Origin of the sequence: Camelimonas abortus (assembly GCF_042432745.1) — a bacterium.
Lineage (GTDB): Bacteria > Pseudomonadota > Alphaproteobacteria > Rhizobiales > Beijerinckiaceae > Camelimonas > Camelimonas abortus.
In genome coordinates this window covers 2603811-2621264 of record NZ_JBHLWR010000006.1, presented here as the reverse complement: position 1 = coordinate 2621264, position 17454 = coordinate 2603811, and the positions used below count along the sequence as shown (strand labels likewise).

Below are 17454 nucleotides of genomic sequence, written 5' to 3'. Positions count from 1 at the left end.
GGCCGCTGTCCGCCCGGCCATGGGGCGTGCGCGGACCGCCAGACGGCCGCCTGGCCACGGATCAGCCGGACCGGGCGCAGAGCGCGACATTCTTACGGAGCATCCATGCGCGTGGCGATGATCGGAACCGGCTATGTCGGGCTGGTGTCCGGAACGTGTTTTGCAGATTTCGGCCACTCCGTCGTCTGCGTGGACAATGACGCCGGCAAGATCGCGGGTCTGCGCGACGGCAGGCTGCCGATCTACGAACCGGGTCTCGCCCAGCTGGTCACCAGCAACGTCCGCCAGGGCCGGCTCAGCTTCACTACCGATCTCGCCGGCGCGGTCGCCGACGCGGAAGTGGCGTTCATCGCCGTCGGAACGCCCTCGCGCCGCGGCGACGGCCACGCCGACCTGACCTATGTGCGCCAGGCCGCCGCCGAAATCGCCCGCGCCATCCGCGGCTATACGGTGGTGGTCAACAAGTCGACCGTGCCCGTGGGCACGGGCGACGAGGTGGAGCGGATCATCCGCGAAACCCGGCCGGAGGCGGAGTTTTCCGTCGTCTCCAATCCCGAATTCCTGCGCGAGGGCGCGGCGATCGAGGACTTCAAGCGGCCGGACCGCATCGTCATCGGCGTTGAGGACGAGCGCGCCGCGGAGGTGATGCGCGACCTTTACCGGCCGCTGTTCCTCAACCAGGCCCCGCTGGTGATGACCGGCCGGCGCACCGCCGAGCTGACAAAATACGCCGCCAACGCCTTCCTCGCCATGAAGATCACCTTCATCAACGAGGTGGCGGACCTGTGCGAGAAGGTGGGCGCCAACGTGCAGGACGTCGCCCGCGGCATCGGCCTCGACCGGCGCATCGGCGCCAAGTTCCTGCACGCCGGGCCGGGCTACGGCGGCTCGTGCTTTCCCAAGGACACGCTGGCCATGGTCCGCACGGCGCAGGAATATGGCAGCCCGCTGCGCCTGGTGGAGACGACGGTGGCGGTCAACGACGCGCGCAAGCGCGCCATGGCCGGGCGGATCATCGCCGCCTGCGGCGGCGACGTCGCCGGCAGGCGCATCGCCGTTCTTGGCCTGACCTTCAAGCCCAACACCGACGACATGCGCGACGCGCCCTCCATCGTCATCATCGACGAGCTGCAGAAGGCCGGCGCCAGCATCGTCGCCCATGATCCGGAAGGCATGGAGCAGGCGCGGCAGATCCTGCGCGACGTCGCATACGCCCCAGACCCCTATTCCTGCGCCGACGGCGCCGACGCGCTGGTGATCGTCACCGAATGGGACGCATTCCGCGCCCTCGACCTGCGCGAGCTGCGGCGGCGCCTGCGCCAGCCGGTTCTGGTGGACCTGCGCAACATCTATCCGCCGGAGGACGCCGCCGAAGCGGGCCTGCTGTACTCGAGCGTCGGGCGCCCCTGACGCCGGCGCCGCGCCCGCGCCAGGCGGCCGGACGTGACTTCGCCGGCCGCGCGCCGTCCGCGCTTGCCGGAACGTGACATTTGCACCATTGTCCCTGCCCCAGAACAGCAACATCAGGACCGGACTCCGATGAAAGGCATTATCCTGGCGGGCGGCGCCGGCACCCGGCTGCATCCGCTGACGCTCGTCACGTCCAAGCAGCTGATGCCGGTTTATGACAAGCCAATGATCTATTACCCGCTCAGCGTGCTGATGCTGGCGGGCATCCGCGAGATCCTGATCATCTCGACGCCGCACGACCTGCCGCAGTTCCAGCGGCTGCTGGGCGACGGCGAGCGCTGGGGCGTGTCGTTCTCCTACGCCGAGCAGCCCAGCCCGGACGGGCTGGCGCAGGCCTATGTCATCGGCGCGGATTTCGTCCGTGGCAGCAATTCGGCTCTGATTCTGGGCGACAACATTTTCTACGGCCACGGCCTGACCGGGCTGCTGGACAACGCGGCGGCGCAGGAGGAAGGCGCCACGGTGTTCGCCTACAACGTCACCGATCCGGAGCGTTACGGGATCGTCGAGTTCGACGGGCAGGGCCGGGCGCTGAGCATTGAGGAGAAACCGGAGCGGCCGCGCTCGAACTGGGCGGTGACCGGCCTCTATTTCTACGACCGCCAGGTGGTGGACATCGCCGCCAGTCTCAGGCCGTCCGCCCGCGGCGAGCTGGAGATCACCGACGTCAACCGCGCCTATCTGGAGCAGGGCAAGCTCAGCGTGCAGAAAATGGGCCGCGGCTTCGCCTGGCTCGACACCGGCACCCATGACAGCCTCGTCGACGCCGCCAACTTCGTGCGCACGCTGGAGAAGCGCCAGGGCCAGCGCATCGCCTGCCCGGAGGAAGTGGCCTTCGAGAAGGGCTTCATCGACGCCGCGCAGCTGGAGCGGCTCGGCGCCGCGCTCGGCAAGAGCGGCTACGGCCAGTATCTGATCCGCCGCGCGCGCGAAGGCCGTTCGCCGGCGCAGGGCTGACCCGGGCGGCCACCGGCGGCGGCTTTTTCGCAGGACGCGGGCCCGTGGCCGCCGGCATGGGCGCCCCGGGCGCCTTTTCCGCCCGCCGCGCGCCGCCGCCGACATGCAGCGACAGGAGCTGATCCGTGGCGTTCCGTTTCGTGCATGCCGCAGACATCCATCTCGACTCGCCGCTGCGTTCGCTGGCGCTGCGCGACCCGGCGGCCGCCGCCCTGGTGGGCGACGCCACGCGCGAGGCGCTGCGGCGGATCGTCGACCTGTGCCTCGAGGAGCAGGCGGACGCGCTGGTCCTCGCCGGCGACCTCTATGACGGCGCCCAGACCTCCATGAAGACGGCGCTGTTTCTGGCCGGCGAGCTGCGCCGGCTCGATGAGGCCGGGGTGCGGGTCTATCTCATCCGCGGCAACCATGACGCCGCCTCGCGCATCACCCGCGAGCTGAGCCTGCCGCCCAACGTGCACGTGTTCGACGGCCGCGCCACGCCGGTGGAGGCGCCGCGCCCGCCCGGAGCGACGCCGGTTTTCATTCACGGCGTCAGCTTCGCGCAGCCGCACGCCCCGGAATCGCTGCTGCCGAAGTTCCGTCCGCCGGTTCACGGGGCCATCAACATCGGCGTCATGCACACCAGCCTCGGCGGCGCCGAGGGGCATGACGCATACGCTCCCTGCGCGCTCGCCGATCTCGACGCCCACGGCTTCGACTACTGGGCCCTCGGCCACATCCACAAACGCTCCGTGCACCGGGGCCGCTCGGTCATCGTCATGCCGGGCAATCCGCAGGGCCGCGACATCAACGAGCCGGGGCCGCGTTCGGTCACGCTGGTCGCCATCGGCGACGACCGCTCCGTGACCCTGGAGGAGCGGGTGACGAGCGTGGCGGAGTTCGCCCGCGCCGAGGTGGATCTCACTGGCGTCGACAGCCGCGCCGGGGTCAACGCCCGCCTGCACGAGGCCCTGGCCGCCCTGCGCGCCGGCGTCGCCAGCCCGTATCTGCTGGCGCGGCTGCGGCTCGGCGGGGCCACGCCCCTCGCCGGCTGGGCGCGACGCGACGCCGACCGCCTGCTCGGCGAGGCCATGGAGGCGGCGCAGCGGCTGGAAGGCTGCTTCATCGACCGGCTGGAGATCAGCCCGCAGCTGCGCGAGCCCGCCGCGCCCGCCGGCGATGGCGCTGATCCGCGCCATGAGCTCGCCGCCATCGTGGAGTCGCAGGTGCTGGCGTCGCCGGCCTTCGCCAATGTCGCGCGCGGGCTGCTGGACGCCATCGTCCCGCAGCTGCCGGCGGAGCTGCGCGACGCCTTTGATCCTGGCGCGGAGGAGGGACGCGCCGCCCTGCTGGCGGAGCTGGCCCGCGAGGGCGCGGCCGAGACCCTGGCGCATCTGGCGGCCGAAGACGAAGGAGCCGGCGACTGATGCGCATCGAACGGCTTGAGCTCACGCGCTACGGCAGGTTCACCGGCCAGACGCTGGATTTCGGTCCGCCGCGTCCGGGCCAGCCGGACCTGCACGTCGTCTATGGCCCGAACGAGGCCGGCAAGACGACCCTCCTCAACGCCTGGCTCGACCTGCTCTACGGCATGGCGCCGAACACGCCCTTCGCCTTCCAGCACGGCTACGACGCCATGCGCATCGGCGCCCGCCTCGCCCTGGCCGGCGGCGCGCAGGACTTCGTGCGCGTGAAGCGCGCCAGGAACAGCCTGCTCGACGCCGCCGGCCATCCGCTGCCGGAGGAAACGCTGCTCGCCGCCATGGGCGGGCTCAGCCGCGCCGCCTACGCCAACATGTTCTCTCTCGACGCCGCGGCGCTGGAGGCGGGCGGCCGCGAGGCGGCGGAAAGCCGCGGCCAGCTCGGCGAAATGCTGTTCGCGGCCAGCGCCGGCCTTGGCGCGCTCTCCCGCCGGCTGGCGGCCCTGCGCGAGGAGGCGGACGCGTTCTGGCGCCCGCGGGCGCGCAAGTCCGCCCTGGCGCAGCTCAGGGCGGAGCTGCTGGAGCTGCGCCAGCAGCGCGACGCCATCGACACGATCGCCTCCCGCCATGCGGCGCTGAACGCCGAGCTGCAGCGCTGCGTCGCCGGCCATGACGAGGCCGGCCGCACCCTCGCCCGGCTGAAACAGCGCGCCGGGACGGTGCGCGACATGCTCGCCGCCCTGGCGCTGGCGCCGCGGCTGGCGGCGCTGCGTCAGGAACGGGCGACCCTGCCCGCCTTTCCGCCCGCGCCGCCGGAATGGAGCGGACGCGCCGCCGCCCTGCGCGAAGCCGACGCCCGCGCCCGGGCCCTCATGCAGACGCTGCGCGAGCGCGAGCAGGAGCTCACGCGCCGGCTCGACGAACGCCCTGACGACGACGCCGGCTGCACCCTCGCTCCCGAGCTGGAGCAGCTGGCGGAGCTGCACAGCCGCCACGCCACCGCCATCCTCGACATTCCCCGGCTGGGGCACGACCTGGAGGCCAGCGACCTGCGCCTGCAGGAGCTGGTGCGCCAGCTGGGGCGCGCCGCCGGCGAGGACGCCGCCAGCCTGCTGCTGCCGGCGCACCAGAGCCAGGCGCTGCGCGAGCTGATTGACCGGCGGGTCTCGCTGGACGCCCGGCTGCACGAGGCCCGGCGCGAATGCGCCGAAGCGCACGCGGCCGCCGAAGCGTGCGCCGCCGCCGTCAGCGCGGACGGCGGGCAGGACACGGACGGCGCCGACGACGCCGCATGGCTCGCCCGGCTGGACGCCATAACCGAAGCCATCCGCCAGGAAGCGCCGGACCAGCGGGTCAGCGCCGCCCGCCGCGCCGTTGCTGCGGCGGAGGAGACGCTGGAGCAGCGCATGCAGCTGCTGGCGCCATGGCGGGGCGACGCCGCGACCCTCGCCGCCCTGGTCACGCCGGCGGCGGCCGCCGTCGACGCCCTCGCCAGCGAGCGCGCCGAAGCCGGCCGCGGCCGCGACCTGCTGCGCGAGCGCATCGATACGGTCCGCGAAGACGCGGAGCGGCTCGCAGCCGAACTCGCCGGCCTCGCCGCCATCGCCGGCGAGGCCGGCGACACCGCCGCCGCCGAAGCGCGCGCCCGGCGCGAACAGGCCTGGGCCGCCCATCGCCGCGCCCTCGACGAAGCCACCGCGGACGCCTTCGAGGCGGCCATGCGCCACGACGACATGGTGGCCGAAAAGCGCCTCACCCGGCAGAAGGAGCTGGCGCGGGCGGCGCAGCTGCGCCAGGACCTGGCGACGCGCCGGCATCTGCTGGCGCAGCTGGAGGCGCGCCTGCGTGAGGCGGAGGCGCGCATCGACGCGGCCAGCCGCGCGACGCGGGAGCTGGCGGCCGGCGTTTCGCCGCTGCTGGCCGGCGTTGACGCCCCGGAAGCGCTCGCGGCCTGGCTGCAGCGGCGCGAGGCGGCGCTGGCGGCGCGCGAGCCGCTGCTGGCGGCCCGCCAGCAGCTGGAGGAGGCGCTGGCGCGGCGCGACGAGGCGGCGGCGGAGCTGCGGCGGCTGCTTGGCGCCAGCGCGCCGGATGACCTGCCCGCCCTCATGGAGACCGCCAGCCGCATGCGCCGCGCGGCGGCCGCGCAGCGGCTGCGTCGCGAGGAGCTGGCCCGCGCCCGCCGCAATCTGGAGCAGCGCCGGCGGGCGCTGCAGGCGCTGGAGGCGGAGGAAGCGGCGTGGCTGGCGGAATGGCGGAGCGCCTGCGGCGCCTGCTGGCTGGGGGAAAACGGCGAGGCGCCGCCGGTGACGGCGGCGCGCGCGGCGCTCGAGCTGCTGGCGCGGCTGGAGGCGGAGCTGGCGAAACGGCGGGACCTGGCGACGCGCATCAGCAAGATGCAGCGCGACCAGCAGCGGTTCACCGCCGCCATCGCGGCGCTTGTGGCCCGCGTCGCCCCGGAGGAGGCCGCGCCGGAGCTGACGCCGGACGCCGCCTCGGCCGGGTTCCGCCGTCTGGAGGCGCGCGCCGCCGCCGCCCGGGAGACCCGCCGCCTGCGCGCGGCGCTGGAGCAGGAGCTGGAGCAGACCCGCGACAGGCTGCGCGAAGCCGCCGGCGAGCGGCTGCAGCTGGACGGCGAGATCGCCGCCATGGCCGCCCACTTTGGCGTCGAAACCCTTGCGGAGGTGGAGAACGCGATCGCCGCCGCCGCCCGCCGGGCCAGCCTTGACGAGCAGATCGGCCAGCTGGAGCAGCAGATGCTGGCCCTCACCGGCGCGGCCACGGTCGCCGCCGCCGACCACATGCTGGCCGGCGCCGACCGCGCCGCCCTGACGGCCGAGGCCGCCGCCATCGAGACGGAGCTGGCCGACGCCCAGCAGCGCCTGCAGGAGACCTACGCCCGACGGCGGGAGGCGGAGAAGGCGCTGGCGGCGATCGGCTCGGACTCCTCCGCCGCCCGGCTGGAGACGCGCCGCCAGACGCTGCTGCTGGACATCGCCGGGAAGACCCGCGCCTGGCTGCGGCTGCGGCTTGGCGTCGCCGCGGCGGAAATGGCCCTCGCCGCATGGCGCGACAGCCACCGCAGCAGCCTGCTGCGCCAGGCCTCCGAGGCCTTCCGGCGCATGAGCTGCGGCCGCTGGGCCGGCCTGACGGCGGAGCCCGGCCCCAACGGCGAAATGCTGATGGCGGTGGCCCCGGACGGGGCGCTGAAGGCGACGCCGGACCTCTCCAAGGGCGCGCGCTTCCAGCTGTATCTGGCGCTGCGCGTCGCCGCCTATCACGAATTCGCCGGGGAACGCACGCCGCCGCCCTTCGTCGCCGACGACGTCATGGAGTCCTTCGACGACGACCGCGCCGGCGCGGCGCTGGAGCTGCTGGCCGAAATGGCCGGCAAGGGGCAGGTGATCTATCTCACCCACCACAGCCACCTCTGCGACATTGCGCGCCAGCGCTGCCCGGAGGCGCTGATCCACCGGCTTCCTGACTGAGCGCGCCGCGCCGGCCCCGGCGCGGGCGGCGCATTCCCCCGGAATTTCCGGGGTTTCGCCGGCGGCCGCCCCCAGCCGGGCCGGCACGATCCATAATCAAAACGGAATGTTTGCGGAAAAATCTGCGATTGGACCTCGCCGCGCCCGGCATGCCATAACCGCGTCCAGACGGGGAGAAAATGAACAGGACGGCTGCCCGCGGGCGCTGGCGTGAGCATAAGGTCTCGCGATAGAACGGGATCCATGACCGCCGGCGCCCCGGGCCTTCCCCCGGCCGCCGCGCGCGGCCCCGCCGCGACGCCCCCTTCCCTTGCCCCCGAACGGATTTTGCGCAGGCCCGCAACGCCGCCCGCAGCGGCGCGCGGGGCCGCGTCCGCGCCGCCATGCGGCGCCCCCGGCATCCGGCGGCCCGCGCCGCCAAGAGGCCGCGCGCGGCGAACGGGCCGCCGCGCGGCGCAGCAGGCCGCCGCGCCGGCGACAGCCGGCGGCGGCCGCCACAGGAGGACCGAAGGATGGATTTCGAACACAGCCCCAAGGTGCGCGAGCTGATCGCCAGGCTCGAGCGCTTCATGGACGAGCACATCTATCCGAACGAGAAGGCGCACCATGACTGGGTGCGCGATCCCGCCAACCTCTGGAAGCCCTGGCCGAAGATCGAGGAGCTGAAGGAGAAGGCGAAGGCGGAAGGGCTGTGGAACCTGTTCCTGCCGCATGAATACGGGGAGTTCTCGCCCGGCCTCACCAACCTGGAATACGCGCCGCTGGCCGAGATCATGGGCCGCGTGCCGTGGTCGTCGGAGGTGTTCAACTGCTCCGCGCCGGACACCGGCAACATGGAGGTGCTGGCCAAGTACGGCACGAAGGAGCAGCAGGACCAGTGGCTGCGCCCGCTGCTGAACGGCGAGATCCGCTCGGCCTATCTGATGACCGAGCCGCAGGTGGCCTCCTCCGACGCCACCAACATCGAGACCGAAATCCGCGCCGAGGGCGACGAATACGTCATCAACGGCCGCAAGTGGTGGATCTCCGGCATCATGGATCCGCGCTGCAAGGTGCTGCTCCTGATGGGCAAGACCAATCCGGAGAACCCGCGCCACCGCCAGCAGTCCACGGTGATCATCCCGCGCGACACGCCCGGCGTGAACATCGTGCGCACCACCACCGTGTTCGGCAACCTGCACTCGCCGGGCGGCGAGGCGGAGCTGCGCCTTGAGAACGTGCGCATTCCGAAGTCGAACATCATCCTTGGCGAAGGCCGCGGCTTCGAGATCGCCCAGGGCCGCCTTGGCCCGGGCCGCATCCACCACTGCATGCGCTCCATCGGCCAGGCCCAGCGCGCCCTGGAGATCATGGCGCGGCGCGTCGACAGCCGCGTCGCCTTCGGCAGGAAGCTGGCCGACCAGAGCTCGATCCGCCAGGACATCGCCCGCTCGTTCTGCGAGATCGAGATGGCGCGCCTGCTGACGCTCAAGGCCGCCGACGCCATGGACCGCTACGGCAACAAGGAGGCGAAGGACCTGATCGGCGCCATCAAGATCATCGCGCCGCAGATGGCCCAGACGGTGATCGACCGCGCCATCCAGGCCCATGGCGGCATGGGCGTGAGCGACGACACCCCGCTCGCCTATTTCTTCACGCTGAACCGCTTCCTGCGCATCGCCGACGGTCCGGACGAGGTGCACATGTCGCAGCTCGGCAAGCTCAAGATCCAGGAATACGTCAACAATCCGAAGCCCTGAGGCTTGCGCGACCATCTGGAAGCACACTGGAAGGCCGGGACGCCGCAAGGCGCCCGGCCGTTTTTTCGCGCCGGTCTCCGTTCCGCGGGGACAGCGGAGAAGCCATGAACGGCGGGCGCGCCGCTCACGCCGGCAGGCCCCCGCCCGCTCCCGCCGCAGCCGGCGGCGCGGCTATTTGCGGTAGCGGTCGCAGGCGCCAAGCAGCTGGCGCAGGGGCGAAGCCTCGGGCCACTGGTAGATTTCCTCGCGCAGGAAGCGCAGCTCCTCCTCCTCCGCCTCCGCCGGGACCTCGGTCCACCAGGCGCGCGGGCGTCCGTCGGAGCCGTCGTTCCAGCGGTAGCCGCGCGCCTTCAGCTGGTCCTTCATGTCGAAGGGGCTGCGCTCGGCCCAGATGCGCACGCTCATGCGGCGGCTGGAGGCCAGCAGCGCCGCGAACGGCGTGGCCGGACCGTCGCCCGCGGCGGCGGCGGGCGCCGGGCGCAGCAGCACCTCCAGCAGGGCGTGGCAGTCGTCCACGGCGCGGTGGCCGTCGTGGAACAGGCCGGCCTGGCCCACCAGATAGCCGAGCTTCGCGCCCTCAAAGCCGTAGTCGCTCCACGGAATCTCCCGCGCCGAGCATGCCCAGGGCAGGCTGGCGAAAACCGGCGACAGCCCCTCGCAGAACGGCCGGTCGAAGGCGGCGTTATGGGCGATGACCAGATCGGCGCCGCTGGCGATGCGCTCCACCTCGGCCACGTCGATGCGCCGGCCGGCGACCATGGCGTCGGTGATGCCAGTAAGGCGGGTGATTTCAGGCGGGACCGGAACCGCAGGCTGCTGCAGGGCGCCGTAGACCGCAACCACGTCGCCGGCGGCGCCGTCGTCGGCGAAGGTGAAGGCGACGAGGCCGATCTCGATGATCTCGTCGACGCCATGGCGCAGGCCGGTGGTCTCGACGTCCACCACCACGCCGAGGCGCGGATAACGGCTTTCGCGGCGGGGAATCACCGGCCGCGGCCGCAGCCGGCGCAGCACCCGGTAGTCGTGGCTCTGTTCGAGGGCGCGGGCCATGGCCTCAAGGTCCGCCGGCGCGTCCGGCCGCGCCAGCGCGCGCGGCGCGCGGCGGCCGCGCGCCGGGGCTAGCTGCTGCTCCGGCTGCTGCGGCGCGGGCGCGTCAGCGAACAGGTCGAACTGCAACGCGGCGCGGCTCATGACGGAACGGCCCCCGCCTGTCCCGTCCCGTGCGGTTTCCGGAAAATGACGTTCATGCCCGACCTGCCGTTACGGAGCTGACGTCGCGCTCGCGACGGCGCGCGGCCCCTTGCCCGAACGGCATGGTGCATGAGCCGCCGCCGCGCGCAAGCGCCCGGCGGCCGCTTTTCCGGAGCAGGCCGCCGCCGCGCCCGATTTGACGCCTCGCCCCGGCGGCCGGACAATGCGGCGGACCGGCGTCGCCACGGCGGGCGGCTCCCGCCGGCGATGCAAGACAGGAGGCGATCCATGGGCGCCGACAGCCCCCGCATGCGCATTGAAAAGGACGCCCTCGGTCCGGTGGAAGTGCCCGCCGACCGGCTGTGGGGGGCGCAGACGCAACGCTCCCTCAGCAATTTCCCCATCGGCGTCAACCGCTTCCGCTGGGGACGGGAGGTGATCCGCGCCCTCGGCGTGGTGAAGAAAGCCGCCGCCCTGGCCAATGGCGAGCTCGGCGAGCTGCCGCCCGAAAAGGTGAAGCTGATCGTGGCGGCGGCCCAGGAAGTCATCGACGGCCGGCTGGATGACGAATTTCCGCTGGTGGTCTGGCAGACCGGCTCCGGCACCCAGACCAACATGAACGCCAATGAGGTGATCGCCAACCGCGCCATCCAGATGGCCGGCGGCGTGGTGGGCTCCAGGCATCCCGTCAACCCCAATGACGACGTCAACCATTCGCAGTCGTCCAACGACACCTTCCCCACGGTGATGTATGTGGCGGCGGTGGAGACCATCGCCAGCCGCCTGCTGCCGCCGGTGCAGCGGCTGCGCGACGTGCTCGACGCGAAGGCGAAGGCCTACGCCGACGTGGTGATGATCGGCCGCACCCACCTGCAGGACGCCACCCCGCTCACCATGGGGCAGCTGGCGTCAGGATGGGTGGCGCAGCTGGACCACGGCCTCGCCGCGGCGCGCGCCGGCATGGAGGGCATGTACAGTCTCGCCATCGGCGGCACGGCGGTGGGCACCGGCCTCAACGCCCATCCGCGCTTCGGCGCGCTCGCCGCCAGCTTCATCGCCCGCGAGACGGGTTTTCCCTTCGTCGCCGCCGCCAACAAGTTCGCGGCGCTCTCCGCCCATGACGAGATGGTGGCGGCGAGCGGGGCCATGCGCGTGCTCGCCGGAGCGCTGATGAAGATCGCCAATGACGTGCGCCTCTACGCCTGCGGGCCACGGGCGGGCATCGGCGAGCTGCTCATTCCGGAGAACGAGCCGGGCTCCTCGATCATGCCGGGCAAGATCAACCCCACCCAGTGCGAGGCGCTCACCATGGTGTGCGCGCAGGTGTTCGGCAATGATCACGCCGTGGCCTTCGCCGGCTCGCAGGGCAATTTCCAGCTCAACGTCTACAAGCCGGTGATGCTGCACAACGTGCTGGAGTCGGCGACGCTGCTGGGCGAGGCCTGCCAGTCGTTCACCGACCGCTGCGCCTGCGGCATTGCGCCCAACCACGCGCGCATCCGCCAGAATCTCGAGAATTCGCTGATGCTGGTGACGGCGCTCAACCCGCACATCGGCTACGGAAAGGCGGCGGAAATCGCGCTCACCGCCCACCGCGAGGGCCTCACCCTGCGCGAGGCGGCGCTGAGGCTCGGCTATGTCACCGACGAGGAGTTCAGCCGCTGGGTGCGGCCGGAGGACATGGTGGGACCGCTGAAGCCGGCGTAAGCCCGGCCGGGGCGTCCCGGCCGTCGCGCCTCAGGCGGCGACGAGCGCGTCCGCGCCCGCCGGCGCGCGCGCAGCGGCCGCCGGCGCCGCCACGACCTCGCGCCGGGCCTGCATGCTGTGCAGGACGAAGCTCATCAGCGTCTGGTCCACCTGGGGGACGGAGCGGCTGACCTCGATGACCACGCGCAGGCCGTTGTCGGTGACGCCGCCGGCGTCGAGGGTGGTCATCAGCCAGTTGGCGGTTTCGCGGTCCACCTCTCCGGCCGCGGCGGCCACGGAGACGACGAAGGTCACCAGCAGGTCCACGAACACGTCGTCCCACGCCGCCGGGCGGTCGCTCACCAGCCGGTCGAGCGCGGCCAGGGCGTCGGCTTCGGCGCGGCTGCGCACGCCATGGGGCAACACCTCCGCGACGAGGCGGGCGACGTCCTGCGCGCCGAGGCGTCCGTCGTCGAGGGCGGCGTCAATGAAGTCCCGCAGCTCCTGTCCGATCATTGCGTTCTCCAGATCCCGGGAGCCGGCCGGGGCGGACCGCAGGCGCGCCGCCCGCTCCCGCCCGCACCGACAAGGCCCCGGGCGAAGCTTCCTGTCACGGGGCCAGCATTGCCGCCGTCCGTCGCCAGGAAGTTAACGCGTCATGGTGAACAACGGTTCAGGTTAAGCGTTTGTCACCGGGCGCGGCGCGCCGGAAGGCCCGGCGCGCCCCGGCTCCGGCTCAGCCGTCGTAGTGGGTGGCGGCGCCGCCGACGCTCTCCCAGGCGTCGAGATCAGCGAGGAACGCCTGCAGCTTGGCGCGGGCGCGCGGATAGGCCTCCTTGCCCAGCACCAGATGCAGCGGCGGGTTCTCCGCGTCCATGGCCTTCAGGATCACCGCCACCGCCTTGTGCGGGTCGCCGCCCTGGCGGCCGTCGTCAGCGGCGGCGTAGGCGCGGGTGGCGCCGGCGGTCTGCGCGTAGTCCCCGATCACCTTGGCGGCCATGCTGATTGAGCGGCCGAGGAACTCGGTGCGGAACGGCCCGGGCTCGACGACCAGCACGCGCACGCCGAAGGGCGCCATTTCCTGGGCCAGCGCCTCGGAGAAGCCTTCGACCGCGAACTTGCTGGCGTTGTAGTAGCCGAAGCCGGCGCGGCCGACGACGCCGGCGATGGACGACATGTTGACGATGCGCCCGCCGCGCGAGCGGCGCAGCGCCGGCAGGGCGGCGCGGGTGGTCTCGATCAGGCCGAACAGGTTGGTTTCGAACATCGGCCGGTATTCCTCCGGCGTGGCCTCCTCCACCGCGCCGACAAAGCCGAAGCCGGCGTTGTTGACGAGGACGTCGAGCCGGCCGAAGCGCTCCTCGGCCAGGGCCACGGCCGCCGCCGCGTCGCCCGGGCGCGTGACGTCAAGGGCGCAGGTCGCCAGCTGTCCGGGCCGGGCGCGCAGGTCCCCCAGCGTTTCCGGCCGGCGGGCGGTGGCCACGACATTGTCGCCGCGATCGAGCGCGGCCTGGGCGAGGATCTTGCCGAAACCGGTCGAGCAGCCGGTGATCAGCCATGTGCGGGGGGCGGATGTGCTCATGCGGCGTTCTCCCTGTCATTCCAGGCGCATATTGACGTCCGGCGGGCGCGCCGCCAAGCGCCGGGGCGCGCCGTGTCCGCGCGCGCCGCTGAACCGGGATTCTCCCCAGCAAGAGATTGTACATCGTACCTGCGCGTGACATTATCCGGCAATTGACTATCAGATTGCATATGACAATTACTTATAACTTTCGGGATTATTATGGACATCTTTGGAAATATTATTGGCGCCATCAATTCTTTTATCTGGGGCGACCTGCTCGTCTACCTGCTGATCCTCGCAGGCGTGTGGTTCACCTTCCGGCTGCGCGCCATCCAGTTCCGCCATTTCTCCGAGGTGTTCCGCACGCTCATCCGGCCGCGGCAGGATGATCCGGGCGGCATCTCGCCGTTCCAGGCGTTCTGCGCCAGCCTTGCGGCGCGCATCGGCACCGGCAATGTGGCGGGCGTGGCGGTGGCCATCTATCTTGGCGGCCCGGGCGCGGTTTTCTGGATGTGGCTGGTGGCGGCGCTGGGCATGGCCACCGCTTTCGCCGAAAGCACCCTCGCCCAGGCCTACAAGGTGCGAGACTCCCGCGGCCGCTACCGCGGCGGACCGGCGTTCTACATCGCCCGCGGGCTGAAGGCGCCGTGGGCGGCGGTCGCCTTCTCCTTCTTCCTGATCCTCGCCTTCGGCCTCGTGTTCAACGCCGTCCAGGCGAACTCCATCGCCGACGCCATGAACGCCGCCTTCGCCATCCCGCACCTGTGGACGGCGATCGCCGTCACTGTGTGCTCGGCTCTGGTCATCATCGGCGGCATCCGCGGCGTCGCCCGTTTCTCTGAGGTGGTGGTGCCGGTCATGGCCGGGGCCTACCTGCTCGCCGCCATCGCCGCGATCGCGATGAACATCTCCGCCGTGCCGGGGGTCCTCCGGCTCATCGTCACCAGCGCCTTCGGCTTCGGCCCGGCCGCGGGCGGCGTCGCCGGCGGGCTGATGGCCGCCATGATGAACGGCGTGAAGCGGGGCCTGTTCTCCAACGAGGCCGGCATGGGCTCCGCCCCCAATATCGCCGCCACGGCGACGCCCAATCCCCATCATCCCTGCGCCCAGGGCTTCGTGCAGGCGTTCGGGGTGTTCGTCGACACTATCCTGGTGTGCACGGCCACCGCCATGCTGATCCTGCTTTCCGGCGTGCTGCAGCCGGGCTCGGGCGTCACCGGCATCAACCTCACCCAGCAGGCCATGACGGTGCATTTCGGCGCCTGGGGCTCGCCATTCGTCGCCATCGCCATCCTGTTCTTCGCCTTCACCTCGATCGCCGGCAATTACGCCTATGCGGAAGGGGCGATGGCCTACCTGCGCCTCGACGACGGCGTGAGCCTGGCGACGCTGCGGCTGCTGCTGCTGGCGGTGGTGCTGTGGGGCGGGATGTCGCCGGTGACCACCGTGTTCGAGGTCGCCGACCTCGCCATGGGGCTGATGTCCACAATCAACATTGTCTCGATCATGCTGCTGTCGGGGGTGACGGCGCGCCTCGCCCGGGACTACATTGCCCAGCGCAGGGCCGGGCTGGAGCCGCGTTTCGACCCCGCCGCCCATCCGGAGCTGGAAGGCAGGGTCGATCTGACGGTCTGGGCCCCGGAGGCGACGCCGGAGCCGGCGGCGCGGACCGCCTGACCGTCCGCCCCGCGGCCGCAGCGGAAAGGAAAGGAGCGGAATGGACCGTCCGCGCATCGAGATCGAATTCTGCACCCTGTGCCAGTGGATGCTGCGCGCCGCATGGATGGCGCAGGAGCTGATCTCGACCTTCGGACAGGACCTCGGCGAAGTGGCGCTGCAGCCGCGCGCCGGGGGCGTGTTCCGCATCCGCGTCGACGGCGCCGTCGTCTGGGACCGGACCGTCGACGGCGGGTTCCCTGACGCAAAGACGCTCAAGCAGCGCGTACGCGACCGCATTGCCCCCGGACGCAGTCTCGGCCACGCCGACCGCGCCGCCGCGGAACGCAGCACGGAGGGCTGAACCAGCGCGGATCGCGGCCCCGGGAGCCGCGGCCGCGCGCCTGAACCGGGGCGCCGGGGGGCTTCCCACTGGAACAGGAAAACCGCATGTCGCATGGCTCCTGGCCAAGAACCACCCCGTTCCTGCGGCGCAAGAGTCTCGCCGCCGCGGATCCCGCCGTCGCGCCGGCCGGCGGGCACGGCCTCAAACGCTCGCTCGGCGTCTGGCGGCTGGCCCTGATCGGCGTCAGCAGCACCATCGGCACCGGCATTTTCTTCATTTTCAGCGTGGCCACGCCGCTGGCCGGCCCGGCGGTGGTGCTGGCCTTCCTGGTCGCGGGCCTCGCCGCGGCCCTGAGCGCGCTGTGCTATGCGGAGCTGGCCTCCGCCGCGCCCACCGCCGGTTCGGCCTACACCGCGGCCTACGCAGCCTTGGGCGAAGGCCTCGCCTTCGTGCTCGCCGCCTGCCTGCTGCTCGAATATGGCGTCGCCACCGCGGCCATCGCCGTCACCTGGGCGCAGTATCTCAACGAGTTCGGCCGCATCACCCTTGGCACCAGCCTGCCGCACGCCCTGTCGGCGGCGCCTTCGGAGGGCGGCCTCATCAACCTGCCGGCCGTGGCGCTGGTGGCCCTGGTCACGGCCCTGCTGGTGCGCGGCGTGCGCGAATCGGCCACCGCCAACGCCATCATGGTGGCGATCAAGGTCGGCGTGCTGGCGGTGTTCGTGCTGGCGGGCGCAGCCGGCTTCAACGCCGCCAACCTGCATCCTTTCATGCCGAACGGCTTCTCCGGCGTCGGCGCCGCCGCCTCGCTGATCTTCTTCGCCTTCATCGGCATCGACTCGATCGCGACGGCGGGCGAGGAGGCCATCAATCCGCGGCGCACGCTGCCGCTGGCCATACTGCTGGCCTTTCTCATCGTCACCGTGGTGTATCTCTCGGTGGCCATCGTCGCGGTAGGCGCGCAGCCGGCCGAGGCCTTCCGCGGCGCCGGCGGCAACCTCGCCGCCATTCTCGCCGCGGTGACAGGCGCGCGCTGGCCCACGGCGCTGATTTCGGCCGGCGCGGTCGTGTCGATCTTCAGCATCGCCCTCGTGCTGGTTTACAGCCAGACGCGGGTGCTGTTCGCCGTCAGCCGCGACGGCCTGCTTCCCGCCCCGTTCAGCCGGGTCAATCCCCGGACCGGCGCGCCGGTGACGAACACAGTGACGGTGGCCGCCATCGCCGCGGTGATGTCCGGCTTCCTGCCGCTGGGCGTGCTGGCGGAGATGGTGTCGGTGGGCACGCTGGGCGCCTTCATCCTCGTGGCGGTCAGCGTCATCGTGCTGCGGCTCACGCAACCGCCGTCGCCGCAGCAGTTCCGGCTGCCGCTGTTCCCGGTGATCCCGCTGGCCAGCATCGGCCTGTGCCTCTATCTGCTGACCGGTCTCGCCGGGGTGACGCTGTGGATGTTCGCCGGCTGGCTGGCGGCGTCCGTCGCTGTCTACCTGCTGTATGGCGCGAAGCGCTCCCGCCTCGCCCAGGCGCCCTGCGGCTCCGGGGCGGCCGACGCGGGCTGAGCCGCGCGACGCCGGCGCGCCCCCGGGCGCGGAGCGTCCGGAGGCGCGTCAGGTCAGGAGGCTGTCCGGGGGGGCCCGGCGCCGCGTCAGTCGCAGACGCGGACGACGCGGTAACGGATCAGCCGGCCCCAACGGTCGACGACGGGCTCGCGCACGTCGTAGCAGACGGGGGCCGCGTAGGCGGAGGCGGCGAGCGCCCCGAGGGCCAGGCCGCCGATGACGCCGGCGGCGCCGTAACCCCAGCCATGGCGATGGAAGTGGCCATGGTGATGATGATGCCGGTGGCCATGGCCGGGCGCGGCGCTGGCCGGCGCGGCCAGGGAGAGGGCGCCGCCGCCGATGAACAGGGCGGTGAAAGCGGCGAGGCCGGCGCGGCGGGTGAAGTCGCTGATGTTCATGAC

13 protein-coding genes are annotated in these 17454 nt (G+C 72.0%); 9 read left to right on the top strand and 4 right to left on the bottom strand.

The genetic code is table 11. The features are described from left to right. Nucleotides 1-105 precede the first annotated feature (105 nt). The 5 genes from ACFFJB_RS13635 to ACFFJB_RS13615 all read left to right on the top strand — a co-directional run bounded on the left by ACFFJB_RS13635 (nucleotide 106) and on the right by ACFFJB_RS13615 (nucleotide 9054). Complete coding sequence (locus ACFFJB_RS13635) at nucleotides 106-1410, top strand: UDP-glucose dehydrogenase family protein (protein WP_376832098.1); 1305 nt, start codon at nucleotides 106-108, stop codon at nucleotides 1408-1410. Between the two features lie 129 nt (nucleotides 1411-1539). After that, nucleotides 1540-2427, top strand: coding sequence for a glucose-1-phosphate thymidylyltransferase RfbA (rfbA, locus tag ACFFJB_RS13630; RefSeq protein WP_376832096.1), 888 nt, complete (start codon nucleotides 1540-1542; stop codon nucleotides 2425-2427). A gap of 125 nt (nucleotides 2428-2552) precedes the next feature. Further along, nucleotides 2553-3836 carry a metallophosphoesterase family protein gene (locus ACFFJB_RS13625; RefSeq protein ID WP_376832094.1) on the top strand — a complete coding sequence of 428 codons (1284 nt, stop codon included), beginning with the start codon at nucleotides 2553-2555 and terminating at the stop codon, nucleotides 3834-3836. Continuing rightward, nucleotides 3836-7315 carry an ATP-binding protein gene (locus tag ACFFJB_RS13620; RefSeq protein ID WP_376832092.1) on the top strand — a complete coding sequence of 1160 codons (3480 nt, stop codon included), beginning with the start codon at nucleotides 3836-3838 and terminating at the stop codon, nucleotides 7313-7315. The genes ACFFJB_RS13625 and ACFFJB_RS13620 overlap by 1 nt, the downstream gene beginning before the upstream one ends. Nucleotides 7316-7827: 512 nt before the next feature. Then, entirely contained in the window at nucleotides 7828-9054 is a 1227-nt protein-coding gene (locus ACFFJB_RS13615) for an acyl-CoA dehydrogenase family protein (protein WP_376832090.1), read from the top strand. A 171-nt stretch (nucleotides 9055-9225) separates the two neighbouring features. On the opposite strand, the gene ACFFJB_RS13610 is transcribed toward ACFFJB_RS13615, so the two are convergent. Beyond that, nucleotides 9226-10245, bottom strand: coding sequence for a 3'-5' exonuclease (locus ACFFJB_RS13610; RefSeq protein WP_376832088.1), 1020 nt, complete (start codon nucleotides 10243-10245; stop codon nucleotides 9226-9228). Between the two features lie 288 nt (nucleotides 10246-10533). Here ACFFJB_RS13610 and fumC point away from each other — a divergent pair, with 288 nt between their 5' ends. Next, nucleotides 10534-11952, top strand: coding sequence for a class II fumarate hydratase (gene fumC / locus ACFFJB_RS13605; RefSeq protein ID WP_376832086.1), 1419 nt, complete (start codon nucleotides 10534-10536; stop codon nucleotides 11950-11952). A gap of 30 nt (nucleotides 11953-11982) precedes the next feature. On the opposite strand, the gene ACFFJB_RS13600 is transcribed toward fumC, so the two are convergent. Both ACFFJB_RS13600 and ACFFJB_RS13595 read right to left on the bottom strand, forming a co-directional pair. Next, complete coding sequence (locus ACFFJB_RS13600) at nucleotides 11983-12447, bottom strand: hypothetical protein (RefSeq protein WP_376832084.1); 465 nt, start codon at nucleotides 12445-12447, stop codon at nucleotides 11983-11985. Between the two features lie 220 nt (nucleotides 12448-12667). Further along, nucleotides 12668-13513, bottom strand: a complete 846-nt coding sequence (locus tag ACFFJB_RS13595; protein ID WP_376832082.1) for an oxidoreductase — start codon at nucleotides 13511-13513, stop codon at nucleotides 12668-12670. Between the two features lie 201 nt (nucleotides 13514-13714). Here ACFFJB_RS13595 and ACFFJB_RS13590 point away from each other — a divergent pair, with 201 nt between their 5' ends. The 3 genes from ACFFJB_RS13590 (at nucleotide 13715) to ACFFJB_RS13580 (ending at nucleotide 17053) form a co-directional block, all read left to right on the top strand. Beyond that, a complete protein-coding gene (locus ACFFJB_RS13590) occupies nucleotides 13715-15172 on the top strand; it encodes an alanine/glycine:cation symporter family protein (RefSeq protein WP_376832080.1) in 1458 nt (485 codons plus the stop codon). Between the two features lie 40 nt (nucleotides 15173-15212). Next, complete coding sequence (locus tag ACFFJB_RS13585) at nucleotides 15213-15515, top strand: Rdx family protein (protein ID WP_376832078.1); 303 nt, start codon at nucleotides 15213-15215, stop codon at nucleotides 15513-15515. 86 nt (nucleotides 15516-15601) lie between these two features. Then, nucleotides 15602-17053: an APC family permease gene (locus ACFFJB_RS13580; protein WP_376832076.1), complete on the top strand. Its 1452-nt coding sequence runs from the start codon at nucleotides 15602-15604 to the stop codon at nucleotides 17051-17053. A gap of 86 nt (nucleotides 17054-17139) precedes the next feature. Here the strand turns inward: ACFFJB_RS13580 and ACFFJB_RS13575 are convergent, their stop codons facing one another. Beyond that, nucleotides 17140-17451, bottom strand: coding sequence for a hypothetical protein (locus ACFFJB_RS13575; RefSeq protein WP_376832074.1), 312 nt, complete (start codon nucleotides 17449-17451; stop codon nucleotides 17140-17142). Nucleotides 17452-17454 lie beyond the last annotated feature (3 nt).

What these genes read in the sequence shown, in the direction of transcription:
- ACFFJB_RS13635 (WP_376832098.1), top strand. Translation starts at nt 106, where the DNA reads ATGCGCGTGGCGATGATCGGAACCGGCTATGTCGGGCTGGTGTCCGGA.
- rfbA (WP_376832096.1), top strand. Translation starts at nt 1,540, where the DNA reads ATGAAAGGCATTATCCTGGCGGGCGGCGCCGGCACCCGGCTGCATCCG.
- ACFFJB_RS13620 (WP_376832092.1), top strand. Translation starts at nt 3,836, where the DNA reads ATGCGCATCGAACGGCTTGAGCTCACGCGCTACGGCAGGTTCACCGGC.
- ACFFJB_RS13615 (WP_376832090.1), top strand. Translation starts at nt 7,828, where the DNA reads ATGGATTTCGAACACAGCCCCAAGGTGCGCGAGCTGATCGCCAGGCTC.
- ACFFJB_RS13610 (WP_376832088.1), bottom strand. Translation starts at nt 10,245, where the DNA reads ATGAGCCGCGCCGCGTTGCAGTTCGACCTGTTCGCTGACGCGCCCGCG.
- fumC (WP_376832086.1), top strand. Translation starts at nt 10,534, where the DNA reads ATGGGCGCCGACAGCCCCCGCATGCGCATTGAAAAGGACGCCCTCGGT.
- ACFFJB_RS13600 (WP_376832084.1), bottom strand. Translation starts at nt 12,447, where the DNA reads ATGATCGGACAGGAGCTGCGGGACTTCATTGACGCCGCCCTCGACGAC.
- ACFFJB_RS13595 (WP_376832082.1), bottom strand. Translation starts at nt 13,513, where the DNA reads ATGAGCACATCCGCCCCCCGCACATGGCTGATCACCGGCTGCTCGACC.
- ACFFJB_RS13590 (WP_376832080.1), top strand. Translation starts at nt 13,715, where the DNA reads ATGGACATCTTTGGAAATATTATTGGCGCCATCAATTCTTTTATCTGG.
- ACFFJB_RS13585 (WP_376832078.1), top strand. Translation starts at nt 15,213, where the DNA reads ATGGACCGTCCGCGCATCGAGATCGAATTCTGCACCCTGTGCCAGTGG.
- ACFFJB_RS13580 (WP_376832076.1), top strand. Translation starts at nt 15,602, where the DNA reads ATGTCGCATGGCTCCTGGCCAAGAACCACCCCGTTCCTGCGGCGCAAG.
- ACFFJB_RS13575 (WP_376832074.1), bottom strand. Translation starts at nt 17,451, where the DNA reads ATGAACATCAGCGACTTCACCCGCCGCGCCGGCCTCGCCGCTTTCACC.